Source organism: Ralstonia sp. AU12-08 (assembly GCF_000442475.1).
Lineage (GTDB): Bacteria > Pseudomonadota > Gammaproteobacteria > Burkholderiales > Burkholderiaceae > Ralstonia > Ralstonia insidiosa.
Genome location: NZ_ASZV01000010.1, coordinates 191904 through 206817, shown reverse-complemented (window position 1 = coordinate 206817; position 14914 = coordinate 191904). Strand labels below are relative to the sequence as shown.

Below are 14914 nucleotides of genomic sequence, written 5' to 3'. Positions count from 1 at the left end.
AGGCCGAGGACCAAGGCCGCGCAGCCTGCACGGCGGGTTACTGCCGCTGCCATTGGCCGTTGACCTCGCGCACCACGGCGGGCAGATCGCCGGGCAGGCCGAGCGACAGCCAGCGCCCGGCGTCATGGTTGAGCGTGATGGTGCGGGAGCGCACGCGGCCGGCGTCGATGCCGGCCTGCGTCGCCCACTGGCGGATGCGGGCGTCCTCCTGGCGGCTGCCGACCATGTAGAGGTCGAAGGCGGTGCCGGCCACCTGCAGCTGGCGCACGCGCTGCTCGCACGACGGGCACTCGGCCTTCACGAAAACCGCCAGCCGGCCCGAGCCCCGGTTGCCGGCGCCCGGCGCCTTCGCACCCGGCATGTTCACGCGCTGCTGTCCCGGATAGAGCCGCTTCCACGCCGCGTCGTAGGCCCGCTGGTAGGCCAGCGTCTTGCCCACGCGCTTCGATTCCGCCTGCACCTGCAGCTCCGCATAGCGGTTGCGTTCCTCGTCGCTGCGCGCCTCGATGCCCAGCGCCGTGGCTGGCAGTGCTGGTACCGGTCAAGATCGGGCTCAACACCCTGGCCTTGCGGGCGGCGCGCCTGTCCGCCCTCGATGCCTGGCGCACGGGCATAGCGTTGGGGCATGGCGGCGAGTTCGCCCTGCTGTTGTTGGGCATGGTCTTGCAGCAGCATCTGATTCCCGCGACCGTCGTACAACCCATGCTGGTCGCGCTGGTGCTCAGCATGGCCTTGGCACCGCTGCTGATCCGCCATCACGATGTACTTGCCCGGTTCTTGAGCCGCACCGGCGGCGTCATTCAGCCACCCCAGGCTGAAGAAGTCGAGATCGCCGCGCAGACAGCGCGATTTCGAGACCACGTCATCATCTGCGGCGCGGGCGAGCTTGGCCTGACAGTCAGCGAGATTCTTCGCCACGCCGGCGTGGCGCATCTGCTGCTGGAGGCGGACGCGCAGAAGGTCGAGGCCGCGCGTGCCGCCGGCGTGCCGGTGTTCCATGGCGATGCGAGTCGGCCCGATACCCTGCTGGCTGCCGGGTTGGCGCAAGCGCGTCTGGTGGTGCTCACGTTCGACCATGCCCAGCAAGTGCTGCGCATCGCCCAGGCGATTGCCGAGCGCCGTCCGGCGCTGACCTTGTGGGTGTCATGCAGAAGTACGACCGCGGCCGATGCATTTCGCGCCATGCCCAACGTGCGCGTATACCAGCAATCCTTTGCCGCAGCTATTGGGCTGGCGGAACAGGTGATGTCGACGCTTGGCATGTCGACCGAGCTGATTGAAGGACACATCAGCGCAATGCGCCGCCGTCTCGACAGCAGCCGTTTTCCAGGGAGTTCATCGTCATGAAATCAACACGCCTTAACCCATTTCAGGTCTTGCGCGACCAATTGGCCATCATGAGTTTTTACGAGCGCTTCGAGCAGGTCGTCGCGCTCGTGCTGTCGGCGGTGATTGCCGTCATCATCGTGGTGTCGCTGTTCCAGCTCATCTCCATCGTCTTCACGCTGCTGGTTCTCGATGCCTTCAATCCCCTGGATCACAAGGTATTCCAGAGTGTGTTCGGCATGATCATGACGCTCTTGATCGCGATGGAGTTCAAGCATTCCATCGTGCGCGTGGCGCTGCGTCGGGACAGCATCATCCAGGTCAAGACCGTGATCCTCATCGGCCTGATCGCGCTGGCGCGCAAGTTCGTGATCCTCGACCCCGAGGCGAGCCCTGGCAAGATCGCCGCGCTTGCAGGCGCCACGCTGGCGCTTGGTGCCACTTACTGGCTGCTGCGCGAGCGCGACGACCGCGCCGCCGAGACATCTGAGCATGACCCGTCATCATCCCAGTGACCCGCGCACGGCGCTGTTGCAACACCGCTGGCTCAACCGCCTGCAGACCGGACTGTTGGTCCTGACCCTGGTCGGGATCGCAGCCGCAGCAGGGAGACTGCCGTTTGGGGAAGGCGGCCTGTGGCTCGCGCTGTTTGCCGTTGCAGGTGCGTTGCTGCTGGAACCGGTAGCCGCGTCGGCGCTGAGCTTGCGCCTGTACCGCGTACGGGCCTTGCACCCGCAAGAAGCCCACGAGATGTGGGCCCTGTTGCGCGAGCTGCCCGCCCGTGCCGGTTTGCCCGCCACGCCGGTGCCGCACTATGTGCCCAGTGCCGTCGTCAACGCCTTCGCCACCGGATCGAAGCAGGAGGCATCGATCGCCCTCACCGATGGCCTGCTGCGCCGCCTGAGCCCACGCGAGCTGGCGGGTGTCCTCGCGCACGAGATCGCGCACATCGCTAATGAGGATCTGCGTGTCATGGGGCTGGCGGATTCCGTCAGTCGCCTCACGAGCCTGCTGGCCCTCATGGGACAAGTCGCGATCCTGCTCAACCTGCCCGCGCTGCTGGTTGGCGCGGCGGAGGTCTATTGGCCTGGTTTATTGTTATTGGCCGCATCGCCCCAGCTGGCCCTGCTCGCACAGCTCGGCTTGTCTCGCGTGCGTGAGTTCGACGCTGACCGCCTCGCGGCGGAACTGACTGGCGACCCGCAGGGGCCGGCGTCCGCGCTGGCGAAAATCGAGCGGGTCAGCCGCTCCTGGCGCGCCTGGTTGTGGCCGGGATGGGGCAATCCCGAACCCTCCTGGTTGCGCACGCATCCGGCCACGCAAGAACGCATCTCACGCCTACTGACGTTGGCGCCTGGGCCAGCATCAGCGTTGCCACTCCACGCGCCCCATTTCTTGCCGGAATCCGCTTTGACGCCGCGCCCACCGCGCTGGCGCCCGAGCGGGCTGTGGCGCTGATTGCCTATCAACAGGAGACTTCTCATGGCCTACCCCGACCCGTACCAACGTCCCGCGCCGGACCACTTCGTCCGGCGCTGGCTCTTCATCACCGCCTGTATTGCCGCGCTCATGCTGCTGTGGCAGTTCCTGCCCGCCATCGAGGCCTGGTTCAGTCCGCGCGAGGCGGCAGAACGCACTGTGACGGCGCGTGGCGATCTGGCGGCGGACGAGAAAGCCACCATCGAACTGTTCGAGAAATCGCGCGCCTCGGTGGTCTACATCACTACCGCACAATTGGTACGCGATGTCTGGACGCGCAACGTCTTCTCCGTGCCGCGCGGCACTGGCTCGGGCTTCATCTGGGACGACGCCGGCCACGTCGTCACTAACTTCCACGTCATCCAGGGCGCGTCCGAAGCCACCGTCAAACTGGCCGACGGCCGCGACTACCAGGCCGCACTGGTGGGGACGAGCCCCGCGCACGACATCGCTGTGCTCAAGATCGGCGTCGGTTTCAAGCGCCCGCCGGCCGTGCCGGTCGGCACCAGTGCCGACCTCAAGGTGGGTCAGAAGGTGTTCGCTATCGGCAACCCCTTCGGCCTGGACTGGACGCTCACCACCGGCATCGTCTCCGCGCTCGACCGCTCGTTACCCGGAGAAGCGGGCGGCCCGGCCATCGATCACCTGATCCAGACCGACGCCGCCATCAACCCTGGCAACTCCGGTGGGCCGCTGCTCGATTCGGCAGGAAGGCTCATCGGCATCAACACGGCGATCTATAGCCCCTCCGGCGCCTCGGCCGGGATTGGTTTCGCCGTGCCGGTGGACACCGTCATGCGCGTAGTCCCGCAACTCATCAAGACCGGTAAGTACATCCGTCCGGCGCTGGGCATTGAGGTGGACGAACAGCTCAATCAGCGCCTGCTGGCGCTGACTGGAAGCAAGGGCGTGTTCGTGTTGCGTGTTACCCCTGGTTCGGCAGCGCACAAGGCCGGCCTCGCGGGTGTCGAAGTCACGCCGCAAGGCATCGTGCCGGGCGACCGCATCATCGATGTTGATGGCCAGGCGACGGACGATGTGGCCAAGCTGCTCGCGCGGCTAGACGACAGGAAGGTCGGCGATGTGGTGGTCTTGTCAGTGGAGCGGGCCGGCAAATCGCGCGAGGTGCGTGTGGAGCTGCAACCCGGGAATTGATTGAACTGAACCTGTGGATCAGGCGGTAGTGCAGCGTCGCGGCGATTGAGGTTCTCAGGTCTTCGGCCAGGTAGCGTTCCGCCTCAACCTCCGTAATTTTCGGATGCGATCTGCCTATCCGAATAGGCAAGCATGCAACGCCGGAACCTCTTGCCAATCATCGAAGGAGAAAGCGAGGCGCAATCCGCATGAGGTGGACGCAGGCCAGGAACGAGGCAAACAGGAGGCCGCATTGGAACTCAGACTACTGCGCTATTTCGTTGCGGTCGCGGAAGAACTGCATTTCGCGCGAGCGGCCGAGCGCCTTGGCGTAGAACAATCGCCTGTGTCGCGCGCAATGCGAAATCTCGAAGCCACGCTCGGCGTGCAGTTGTTCGACCGCAGCGCGCACCAGACGCGACTGACCTGGGCCGGTCAAGTGTTCCTCGGTGAGTGCCGGCGCGTGCTGGCCACCGTGGAGCAGGCGGTGAGTGCCGCAAAGGCGGCGGCGCAGGGCTATCAGGGTTATCTGCGCATCGCCATCTGCGACAGCTTGGCGCAGCCCCACATTGCCACCTTGCTGGCGCGCAGCCGCGAGGAAGAGCCCGAACTGGAGATTCGCGTCTTCGAGCTGCCTTTCGCGCAGCAGCTCAAGGGCCTGCACAACGATCTGCTGGACATCGGTTTTGCGCTGTCGGACGCGGTGAGCGAAGGCCTTGTCGCCGAGCCCGTGTGGACCGATCCTCTGTCGGTGATCGTGCCCGTGCGCCACCCCTTGTTGGCGCACGCGGAAGTGCCATTGGATGAAGCCTTGAAGTTTCCGTTGGTACTGTGCCATCCGGACGCGGGATCGGGCTGCCACCACCAGATCCAGGCGGTGCTTCAAGGTGCGTCCAAGCCGCTCAAGCTGGTAGATCAGGTGACGAGCCTAGGCGTGATGCTGACTCTGGTCGGTGCCGGTTATGGCCTAGGTTTCGCCATTGCCTCGCAGGTGCAGACCCTGAACCGCCCCGACATAACCGTTCGCCCCTTGGCCGGCACGCCGCCCATGCTGTCCACCTACCTGCTGCGCCGCAGCGCCGAACCCTCTGAGCCCATGAAGCGGTTTCTGCAGCGCGCCCGCGAGGAGTTCCTGCCAAAGGGAGATAAACCGGCCTCGTGACGTTGAGCGCTCGGGTACATTGGCTACTGCTGGCTGTCCATGGCTCGCACTGGACTTGCTCGGAGCGCGCGTTGACCAAGCGTGGTTTTCAGTCCATAATTATGTCCATCTCGGTTCGCCGAGTGCGGAAAACTCGTTATCAATCAACGAGTTGGGAACACGATGATGTTCCCACCGCCCGTCGTACACCACCTGGGGTTGCTGTGCGACGCCCACGCACCGGTCGCGTGCTCGCCAGCCATGCGGCACCGCGCGCCGTCGGTCCGGCGCCGAGCACTGGCACGGCACCCAACCGGTACGCGCAATACTTCACCGCCCGACACAGTGCGCGATGCCCGCCGAACAGGCGCAGGCTTGCCTCCACCTCCAGCAGCACGGTCGCCTCGTCGGCCACATCCAGCGTCACGTGTGGGGTGAATGCCAGCAGTGCCAGCGCCAGCGATTGCATCAGCCGTGCTTCAGCCGCCGGATCACGCTCAAGCTGCACGGCGTGCGGCACCAGCGCCTGCGCACCCGCCCGGCGTAGGCCAGCATGCACGCCTTCCCGCACCGCCAGACGGTTGGCCGATACCACGCGCTCCTGCTCCAGCACCACCACCGGCAGGGGCAGCGCGGCTGGGTCAGACCACCGGGGTCGAAGCGCGTCCAGCGGCAGTCGGGGCAGATGCACCGCGATCCAGAACGGCATGATCAGAAGCGTCCGACAGAGCATCGAACGCAGAAGAAGACGACAGCGCGGCCAGCAGCGACGCGGTGGCCGGGTCCATGGTGAATGGCTCGGCGGGTTGTGTTGGCAACGCACGAACGGAAGCGCGCCCCGCCTGCAACGGATCCGCCAACGGCAGCAGCAACGGCGTGTCACGCAACGGCCCGCGCCGCTTGTGAAAGACGATGGACAGCGCATCGCCACCCGCCGGCACCAGCCCAAGGCGCAGCACCGCCGGCGACGACTCGCGCAACGCCTGCGCCGGCCGGAACACCCAGATGGCGCTCTCGCCTGCTTGTGCCAGCACCTGCAGCCGGCGCAGTGCTCCAGGGCGCGCCTGGTTCAGCCAGATCAGCACGCCGCCGAATGCCTGGCTGCGCACGATCTGCTCGGCGGCCCACAGCAGGTCAGCAGGCTTGTCTGCGCGCACCCAGACGATCTGTTCAGGAGAAAAATCCCAGCCGACCAGCCGCACGGCGTTGGGTAGATGTGGAGGGCCGACTAGCGCAATCCGTCCACCACTCAGCCCTGCCCCCGCGCACAGTGTGGACAGCGCCGGGCGCAGCAAACGACACTCACCGATACCGGGCTGAGGACACAGCAGTTCGGTCAGCCCGCCCAGCGGCCAGCCGCCACCGGGCAATTCGGTGTTCAGCGTGTCATAACCGGTGGCCAGAACGCGGCCACTGGCGCGTGCCAGGCTGCCTGCACGCCACAGCGCCGGGTGCAGCGTCTCGGGCGCTGGTACTATCCGGGCTCTTTGCGCAGGCAGGCGCGACGCACACACCGCCGGCCCAGTGGCGACAGGGTGTTCCGCGACACCTTCAGCGGGAAAAAGAGACGGGGACGGCGCAAACATGGAAAGCGCGGGAGAAAATCGCGAATACTGTATGGATATACAGTATCACAACTTTCGCTCTGCGCTAGCCTGTTTCTAAACGTCCTTGCCGTTGCCCCCTCTTGTCGCCCCATCCCACCTTGCCACCAACGGTGCGCAACCGAACCCATCCGGAGAAAACCGTGTTCACTTGCAAAAACCAGAGCTGCGGCACGCAGTGGGAACTGTCTGAAGTCGTCATCAAGGACGAAGGCCAAGGGCCGCTGTTCCGCTGCACGCTCTGTGGCGCGCGCAACTACGTCGAGCGTTTCGAAGCCGACGACGGCACGGTCGTCTACGAGCAAATCGAAGGCCGGCCGCTCAACTGAATTGACCCGACGGAACAACATGACTACCGAACCGACCGCCACGCCCTTCAGCACCCTTGCGCTCGCCCCCGCCGTGCTCGCGAATCTCGCGCAGCTCGGCTACACCGACATGACGCCGATCCAGGCCGCGAGCCTGCCGATCACGCTCGCGGGCCACGACCTGATCGCACAGGCGAAAACCGGCAGCGGCAAGACCGCGGCCTTCTCGCTCCCGCTGCTCACGCGACTCGATACGCGCCGCTTTGACGTGCAAGCGATGGTGCTGTGCCCGACGCGCGAACTCGCCGATCAGGTCACGCAGGAAATCCGCCGCCTCGCGCGCGCCGAAGAGAACGTGAAGGTGCTGACGCTCTGCGGTGGCACCCCGATGCGCCCGCAGGCGGAAAGCCTTGAGCACGGCGCGCATATCGTCGTCGGCACGCCGGGTCGCATCATGGACCACCTCGAACGCGGCAATCTCACGCTCGGCGCGCTGAAGACGCTCGTGCTCGACGAAGCGGACCGGATGCTCGACATGGGCTTCTTCGACGATATCGCGACGGTCGTACGCCAGTGCCCGACCGACCGGCAGACGCTGCTGTTCTCGGCGACTTACCCGGACGGCATCGCCAAGCTGTGCCGCCAGATCCTGCGCAATCCGAAGGAAGTGAAACTCGAAGAGCGCCACGACGACAGCAAGATCCGCCAGCGCTTCTACGAGGTAACCGACAACGAGCGGCTGCATGCGGTCGGGCGGCTGCTGAAACACTATCGGCCGGTCAGCACGCTCGCGTTCTGCAACACTAAGCAGCAATGCCGCGACCTGCTCGACGTGCTGCGTGCGCAAGGCATCCACGCACTTGCGCTGCATGGTGAGTTGGAGCAGCGCGAACGCGATCAGGTGCTGATCCAGTTCGCAAACCGGAGCTGCTCGGTGCTCGTCGCAACCGACGTTGCCGCGCGCGGGCTCGACATCGCGCAGCTCGAAGCGGTCATCAACGTTGACGTAACGCCTGACCCCGAAGTGCATGTGCACCGGATCGGCCGCACAGGCCGTGCCGATGAGAACGGCTGGGCGCTGAGCCTGGCGAGCATGGATGAGATGGGGCGTGTCGGCAATATCGAGGAGGTGCTCGGGCGCGAGGTCGAATGGCACAAGCTTGCCGAACTCGACACCGGCAGCGACGCTCCGCTGCTGCCGCCGATGGAGACCCTGCAGATTCTCGGCGGACGCAAGGACAAGATCCGCCCCGGCGATGTCCTCGGTGCACTGACCGGCGACGCCGGCTTTCGCGCTGACCAGATCGGCAAGATCAACGTGACCGAATTCTCAACCTACGTTGCGGTCGAGCGTGGCATCGCACGCGATGCACTACGCAAGCTCAACGGGGGCACGGTAAAGGGCAAGAAGGTCCGGGTTCGGTTGATGGACGAATGACGCCTGCGCCGTCCTCAAGGCTCAAGGCCGCACTGTCAGTGCTTGGCTGGCGCCTTGCACAACCCCTGGTTGTAGAGGATGGCCTTGCTGGTGGAGGCGTAGTTGTCGGCGTCGCACGGCGGCAGGAAGCTTGAGCTGTCGCCCTGCATGCGTACGGCCACGGTGTCGGACAACGCCGCCAGACACTGTTGGTTGTCGCCACGGTGGTATTCCGTTACGGCCAGGTCGCTACGCGCCTTGTCGCGCTCGATCCAGTCCATGAAGGTGTCGCATTCGGAGAGCAGTGCACGCAGCGTCGTGCGGGCGCCGTCATAGTCCTTGGCGGCGTATTGCTTGTGCGCCTGGCCGATGCGGACCGTACGTTGGCGATCGGTGCACGCAGCGGGTGGACGGCGGTATTCGCCGTCGAACCCGGCGCGCATGCCGCAGAAGTCACGGCAAGCTTCCTGCGTGGCGGACGTATCGAGCTTGAGCACGCCGTTATCGCCCGACACCGCGATGCGGCATGCATCGGCCACGCCGGTGCGGCCCTTGAACGTACCGCTGACGGCGCACGTATGGCAGTTCGCGCCCATGGTTTCGATGTTGAAGCGGTTGCCTTTGACCGACATCGCGCCGTGGCTGCTGCCGCCTTCCACATAGATGTACTCGCCCGGCTCAACTGCCGGGCCAGCTGCCATCGCCAGCACGCTGGCCGACAAGCCCAGGATTGCCACTGCGCGCCGTACCCACATTCCGCGTGTCATGGTGTTCGTATCCAGTTTCGGGAGGCGGGCTGCCTCCTGCACGGGCGACATTCTGGCGGCAGCGCACACGACGGCGCAACCGCCCTCAGATATGCAGCATCGCCAGCACGGCCAACACCCCACCCAACCCGCCCACACCATACGAGATCACCTGCAGCCAGCGCCGGCGCGACAGCAACGTGATGGCCGCCAGCGCAATCGACACCTGCATCGCCACCACCGCCTGTGCCCAGCGATGGTGGTGATGCACGGCGCGTTCGCTGGCTTCGTCGGCTTCCTTGGCCAAGCGTTCCTGGTCTTCAGCCTGGCGGCGGATGTCTTCCTTTTCGGTGGCGTAGCGCTGGGCTTCGCGCTTGGCAGCCGCCTGATCGGCGCCGGGCAGCTGTGCGGTCAGCTCGGCAATCGCCTGCTTCTGGCCCTTGGCCTGGTAGTAGGCCCAGCGGTTGGCGGCCTCCGTCTTGTGGATGGCGGCTTCATTCTTGGCAAGCAACGCTTCGTTTTGCGTGGCACCGCCCTGGTAGCCAAAGATGGCGCCGGCGGTCGACAGAATGGCCGTCATGACGGCGATGCGGCCGGCAAAGCTGTCGGCGTGGCCGGTTTCTGCGGCGTGTTCCAGCACATGGTCGTGTGCGCCGTGTACGTGAAATCCTTCAGACATCGTTGCTCCCCGTTTTGGTCTTGTGTGGTCATGTGCCCCGTCAGGCGCGGGCCTCACAATGCATGGACTTGTACGGAAACGCAACGCCCGGCAGTGCAGGTATCCAACGGCATGGGACACCCTTCCCTAAGGTATCCGTCTGGGTGTCAGGTCAGATTTCCGCGACGATTTTGTGGCGCAGGCCAACGAAACCGGGCGGACCTGATCGTGTTTGTGCCGCCGAAAGCACGGTTCGCAAGACCAGCCAAACTTGTGCTGATGGTTCGCAGCCAGGTTGAGGAGGAACGGGGGCGATATTTGCCCCCTAAGTTACCTCCCTAAGTTACCCCCTTAAGTTACCCCCTAAGGCGCCACGATCGACACCCCATACCGGGCAAAAATGCGCTGCAATTCACCGCTCTCGCGCAGGGCTTGCAGTGCACTTTCCAGCGCCTGCGCCAGCGCGCGCTGATCCTCCTTGACCGCCATGCCAATGGCCCAGCCACGCGGAGGCAGAACGGGCGACTCAAGTTCAGTGACGGGGAAGCGCGCTGCAGACTTGCCCTGCGTTTTCAGCGCGCTCTCGTACTGCGAGCGCGTCACCATCACCGCGGCGATTTCGCCGGAGAACAAAGCGCGCAAGGCCGCGTCAGCTTCAGCGTAGATCTTCACCTTGTCGCGCAGCGCGCCTTGGGCGCCCGAGAGCAAGGCATTGGCACCTGCCGACCCCTGTTCCGCACCGGTCGGCTGGCCGGCCAAGTCCTCGAAGCGGCTGACCTGATGGATACGGTCATGATCGTAGGCCAGCACGAACCCCTCACGGTGATACGGCGCGAAGATCAGCACCTGGTGGTTCTGGCGTATGAACGCGGGGTCAACCGGCACGTGCAGCATGACGTCGGCCGGGCCATACCCCAGGTAGTGTCCCTTCCAAACCATGTTGCGCAGGTCGCCCGACATGCCGTCGTCGTCGGCATCGAACGGCAGCAGCGCGGCAGACAACCCCATCTGCTTGCTGAGTGCGTCCGCCAGCGCAACGTCGATGCCGGTGAACTGGCCGCCAACGTTGTCTGAGAATGGTGGCAGGCCTTTGTACAGCGCGACCTTCAGGCTGCCGCTCTGACGAATCTTTTCCATGTCGGCATGCGCCGGTGCGGCGCCCACCCAAATGACTGCCGCAGCAAGAAGGAAGCTGGCAAGGCTGCGGCCAAGACGACAAAAGAACCGAGCCGTGTCCAACCGAAGACGGGCGTTCATGAGACCTCTCCTGGCGGATAGATAGACGAGCCGACGCAACACGCAGACTGGGACAGCGCCGGCTCGCGAAACTGCAAACAACGGGACGGCCGCTTAATCCTGCACGCGGCGCGACTCCAGATAGGTCTTGATCGCCCAGACGGCTTCCTGGCTCAGCACGCCGTCAAACGGCGGCATGTAGACGCGGCCGTCACGCGTACGGCCATGGCGCACGGTGCTCGTCATGTACTGCGAGACCTCTGCGAAACAAGCGTCCTTCTTCTTCCCGTCGGCCAGCGACATGCAGTCGGTATCGAGCTTGCGCAGGTCAGGCGCAATCCCACCGGAGATGGCTTCCAGCCCGTGGCAGCGCGCGCAGTTCTGGTTGTACGCCGAGGCCCCGATGCGCAATGCCTCGTCATGTGCAGGGCCTGCGCGGTATGGATTGTCCTGACGCCAATCGGCGCCCAGTTGCGGTAAGGTGTGCGTGTCCACGGCCTGCGGCGTGACATCGCCATGCGCGGTTGCGATGCCGGGCAATGCCCCAGCCAGAAGTGCGCAGGCAGAAAGCAGCGCGAACAAGTTGCGAGGCGTTTTCAAGAGTTGTCTCCTTAGTGTCGTTAAAACGATTTTTGGAGACCTTTCTGCAAGACCCATACCAAGGCGATAAAGCGACCGGCAAATCGGGGAACATCCGCGAAGCGGTCTGGAGATCCGGTGCATGGGTTGGCAACAGGTGCTCAGGAATGCAACACCCTGGCAAGGGTCTTGCTTCATGGCGCAACACTTCCGGCTTGTTCCTGGCGATCGCGACCAGGGCGAGCCGGGCGACCCGCACACAGATTGCGGGCGAGTTTAAGGAGACCGACCATGATCCCTCACGCGGCAGCCGACTCGCGCGGTTCCGAAAGTGCTCTGGCAGATCAGCCCGAGCTGATCGCGCAATCGCACGAACGATCCAAGTCCTATGGCTTGCGGCCCTATGAGTCGCCCGACTTCTGCCCGGTGCTGCAAAGCGAGCTGAAAACCGAGATCGAGCGCAGCCAATCCTTGTTTGCGCATGCGCTGCCCGTGATGGAGACGCTCTACAGCCAGATCGTCAACACGCAGAGCATGGTGATCCTGACCGACACGTCGGGCCTGATCCTGCATTCGCTGGGCGATGACGATTTCCTCGCCCAGGCCAGCAAGGTGGCCTTGCAGCCGGGCGCGTCATGGTCGGAGGAAGCCCGAGGCACCAACGCCATCGGCACCGCGCTGGCCGACGCCAAACCCACGCTGGTCCACGGCTCTGAACACTATCTGCAGGCCAACCAGTTCCTCACCTGTTCCTGCGCGCCGATCTTCGATCCGTACGGCGCAACGGTGGGCGCGCTGGACGTGACAGGCGACCACCGCGGCTTCCACAAGCACACCATGGCCCTGGTGCGCATGTCGGCGCAGATGATCGAAAACCAGCTGTTCGCCAACACGTTCCAGGACGTGGTGTGCATTCATTTCCACTCACGCCCGGAGTTCATCGGCACGCTGGTCGAAGGCATTGCCGCCTTCACGCCGGCGGGGCGCTTCCTGTCGGCCAACCGCAGCGGCGAATTCCAGCTTGGGTTGTCAAGCCGCTCCCTGCATGCGCATACCTTCTCGTCGCTGTTCGGGCTGTCGATGTCGCAACTGATCGACCGGGAGCGCAGCGCGCCGGCGGGCATCGTGCAGTTGCAGTTGCCCAGCGGCGTGAAGGTGTTTGCGCGTGTGGAATGGAAGCGGCCTGCCAACCGCATCGTGGGCGGTGCAATTGGCACAGATATGCCGATCGACCGTGATACGGCGCCGCGTCGCCCTTACATCGAGCCGGCCAGGCAACCCGCCAGCCTGGAGGCGCTGGACACGGGCGATGCCCAGATCAAGACCGTCATCGGCAAGCTGCGCAAGGTGATCGGCAAGGGCATCACCATCATGGTGTTGGGCGAGACCGGCACCGGCAAGGAGCTGCTCGCGCGTGCCATCCACGCCGACAGCCCGCGCCACGCCGGGCCGTTTGTCGCCGTGAACTGCGCATCGATTCCGGAAGCGCTCATCGAATCGGAGCTTTTCGGCTACGAAGAAGGCGCCTTCACCGGCGCGCGCAAGAAAGGCGGCATCGGCAAGATGGTGCTGGCCAACGGCGGCACGCTGTTCCTCGACGAGATCGGCGACATGCCACTGCACCTGCAGGCCCGCATGCTGCGCGCGCTGCAGGAGCGTGCGGTGTCGCCGCTGGGCAGCAACAAGCTGATCCAGGTGGATGTGGCGGTGGTGTGTGCGACGCACCGCAACATGCGCGAGATGGTGGCCAGCGGCCAGTTCCGCGAAGACCTGTACTACCGCCTCAACGGCCTCGTCGTGCGCCTGCCAGCATTGCGCGAGCGCAGCGACCTCGATGTGGTGGCCAGCAAGCTGCTGCAGCAGGAACAGGCAGACGCGCCACCCATCAGCGAGGCCGTGATGCAGATGTTCCGCAGCTACCACTGGCCCGGCAACATCCGCCAACTCGGCAACCTACTGCGCACTGCCCGGCTGATGGCCGATGGCGCGCCAGAAATCACGGAAGACCACCTGCCCGACGACTTTCTTGAAGACTGGCAGGCGCGCCACGGCGATCAACCGGCGCCGGTCAGTGCAACGGCTGCGGATGTGCAACCAGCCGCTGTCGCCCCCGGCAACGCTCACCCCAAGCGGCTTGCCGATGTGGAAAGCATGGCCATCATGGCGGCGGTGAAGGCGCACAACGGCAACATCTCGGCTGCCGCCAAGGCGCTCGGCATTTCGCGCAACACCATCTACCGCAGGATCGACGAGGCCGGCGGCCTGCCCTCAGACACCGCCTGACCACGCAGACGCGCGAATGGCGGCGCCCAGCGCCCGCGCCATCTCGCCCTCTGCCAGGTGCCCGCCCCGCACCCACACCAGCCGCGCCTGCGTTATCACCGCAGATAACCGCAGCGCATTCTCCGGTCGGCAAACGCTGTCTTCCCGGCCATGCAGCAGCGTGACCGGCACCCCACGTGCGCCGATACGTGCAGCCGCCCTCAGCAGCGCAGACTTGCCCTGCCCTGCCCGGCGGTAGAGGTAATGCGCCTGAATCTGGTATTTGCGCACCAGGGCCATCTGCTGTGGCCACGTTGGGTGCCCCGCCTGCGGCCGTAGCCCCAACAACCGACGCTCTGCACGCTGCCACTGTGTGGCGATGTTCCATTTCTGAACAGTTGTACCAACCTGCAACAAATCTGTTGCAACGAGCAGGCGCCCACGCGCGCCGGGAAAACCCTCGCCCCGTCGATCAATTCCACGCAACAGATCACGGCCGGTGCCGCGCGCGTTGAACAGCGCCTGCACATCGTCAAAGCCGGTCAGGAAGGTGCCGCGCAACACCAGCGCCGCCACCGCATCGGGAAAGCGGTCCGCATAGGCCAGCGCCAGTGCCGCACCCCATGACCCGCCGACCACGCCCCAGCGTTCGATGCCCAGCGTGGCGCGCAGTTGTTCCAGATCAGCCAGCAGCGCCGTCACCGTATTGCGCCGCAGGGTGCCAGCCGGGTGCGAGCGTCCTGCGCCACGCTGGTCTGGCAGCACGGCACGATGCCGCAGCGGATCGAACCACGCGGCCATCGAAGGTGAGCAGCCGCTGCCGGGGCCGCCGTGCAGCACCAGCCAGGGCTCGCCGCCGTCCGGCCCGCATTGCCGCACATGCAGGACATGACCATCCGGCGTGCGCAGGTCAAGGCGGGCGGAGGTGGCGGGCCAGTCTGGAGTGGGCATGGATGTTGCCTTCATGATGGGCGGCTGCGTTTGGCAAAACGCCTGCGTCAGCCGCAGAACACTGCACTCACTA

The 14914-nt window shown here is 65.2% G+C and carries 13 protein-coding genes and 3 pseudogenes; 8 read left to right on the top strand and 8 right to left on the bottom strand.

All coding sequences use genetic code 11. The annotated features are described in order from the left end of the window. Positions 1-37 precede the first annotated feature (37 nt). A pseudogene (locus tag C404_RS38000) lies at positions 38-526 on the bottom strand (TIGR03759 family integrating conjugative element protein); the annotation flags it as partial. Here C404_RS38000 and kefB-GI point away from each other — a divergent pair. From kefB-GI to C404_RS37975, 5 genes and pseudogenes are all read left to right on the top strand, one after another. Beyond that, positions 520-1347 (top strand): annotated as a pseudogene (kefB-GI, locus tag C404_RS37995) (heat resistance system K+/H+ antiporter KefB-GI); the annotation flags it as partial. The pseudogenes C404_RS38000 and kefB-GI overlap by 7 nt on opposite strands. Next, positions 1344-1841, top strand: coding sequence for a heat resistance protein PsiE-GI (psiE-GI, locus tag C404_RS37990; RefSeq protein WP_031329106.1), 498 nt, complete (start codon positions 1344-1346; stop codon positions 1839-1841). The pseudogene kefB-GI and the gene psiE-GI, both read left to right, overlap by 4 nt. Next, entirely contained in the window at positions 1819-2784 is a 966-nt protein-coding gene (locus C404_RS37985) for a zinc metalloprotease HtpX (RefSeq protein ID WP_021194017.1), read from the top strand. Before psiE-GI ends, C404_RS37985 begins: the two co-directional genes overlap by 23 nt. 24 nt (positions 2785-2808) lie before the next feature. Next, the gene (locus C404_RS37980; RefSeq protein WP_004265443.1) at positions 2809-3960 is read left to right on the top strand and encodes a S1C family serine protease; all 1152 of its coding nucleotides are present in this window, start codon (positions 2809-2811) and stop codon (positions 3958-3960) included. Between the two features lie 232 nt (positions 3961-4192). Further along, positions 4193-5101 (top strand): LysR family transcriptional regulator, encoded by a 909-nt coding sequence (locus C404_RS37975; RefSeq protein ID WP_021194016.1) that lies wholly within the window; start codon positions 4193-4195, stop codon positions 5099-5101. Between the two features lie 142 nt (positions 5102-5243). Here C404_RS37975 and C404_RS37970 read toward each other — a convergent pair. Both C404_RS37970 and imuA read right to left on the bottom strand, forming a co-directional pair. Then, positions 5244-5789: pseudogene (locus C404_RS37970) on the bottom strand (Y-family DNA polymerase); the annotation flags it as partial. Next, the gene (gene imuA / locus C404_RS0129770) at positions 5722-6666 is read right to left on the bottom strand and encodes a translesion DNA synthesis-associated protein ImuA (protein ID WP_031329105.1); all 945 of its coding nucleotides are present in this window, start codon (positions 6664-6666) and stop codon (positions 5722-5724) included. The gene imuA and the pseudogene C404_RS37970, both read right to left, overlap by 68 nt. 161 nt (positions 6667-6827) lie before the next feature. Between imuA and C404_RS37965 the strand changes: the two genes are divergently transcribed. Both C404_RS37965 and dbpA read left to right on the top strand, forming a co-directional pair. Continuing rightward, a complete protein-coding gene (locus C404_RS37965; protein WP_021194013.1) occupies positions 6828-7013 on the top strand; it encodes a hypothetical protein in 186 nt (61 codons plus the stop codon). 19 nt (positions 7014-7032) lie between these two features. Further along, complete coding sequence (gene dbpA / locus C404_RS37960) at positions 7033-8430, top strand: ATP-dependent RNA helicase DbpA (RefSeq protein WP_021194012.1); 1398 nt, start codon at positions 7033-7035, stop codon at positions 8428-8430. Positions 8431-8465: 35 nt separating this feature from the next. On the opposite strand, the gene C404_RS37955 is transcribed toward dbpA, so the two are convergent. The 4 genes from C404_RS37955 to pedF form a co-directional block, all read right to left on the bottom strand. Further along, entirely contained in the window at positions 8466-9176 is a 711-nt protein-coding gene (locus tag C404_RS37955) for a hypothetical protein (protein WP_031329103.1), read from the bottom strand. Positions 9177-9261: 85 nt separating this feature from the next. Next, the gene (locus C404_RS37950) at positions 9262-9834 is read right to left on the bottom strand and encodes a DUF4337 domain-containing protein (protein WP_021194010.1); all 573 of its coding nucleotides are present in this window, start codon (positions 9832-9834) and stop codon (positions 9262-9264) included. 342 nt (positions 9835-10176) lie between these two features. After that, positions 10177-11070, bottom strand: a complete 894-nt coding sequence (locus tag C404_RS37945; protein ID WP_021194009.1) for a substrate-binding periplasmic protein — start codon at positions 11068-11070, stop codon at positions 10177-10179. Positions 11071-11163: 93 nt separating this feature from the next. Continuing rightward, positions 11164-11649, bottom strand: coding sequence for a cytochrome c-550 PedF (pedF, locus tag C404_RS37940; protein WP_021194008.1), 486 nt, complete (start codon positions 11647-11649; stop codon positions 11164-11166). 270 nt (positions 11650-11919) lie between these two features. Between pedF and C404_RS37935 the strand changes: the two genes are divergently transcribed. After that, positions 11920-13911 carry a sigma-54-dependent Fis family transcriptional regulator gene (locus C404_RS37935; RefSeq protein ID WP_021194007.1) on the top strand — a complete coding sequence of 664 codons (1992 nt, stop codon included), beginning with the start codon at positions 11920-11922 and terminating at the stop codon, positions 13909-13911. Here the strand turns inward: C404_RS37935 and C404_RS37930 are convergent. Continuing rightward, positions 13897-14841, bottom strand: a complete 945-nt coding sequence (locus C404_RS37930; RefSeq protein WP_021194006.1) for an alpha/beta fold hydrolase — start codon at positions 14839-14841, stop codon at positions 13897-13899. The two genes, C404_RS37935 and C404_RS37930, sit on opposite strands and share 15 nt — an antisense overlap. Between the last annotated feature and the right edge of the window lie 73 nt (positions 14842-14914).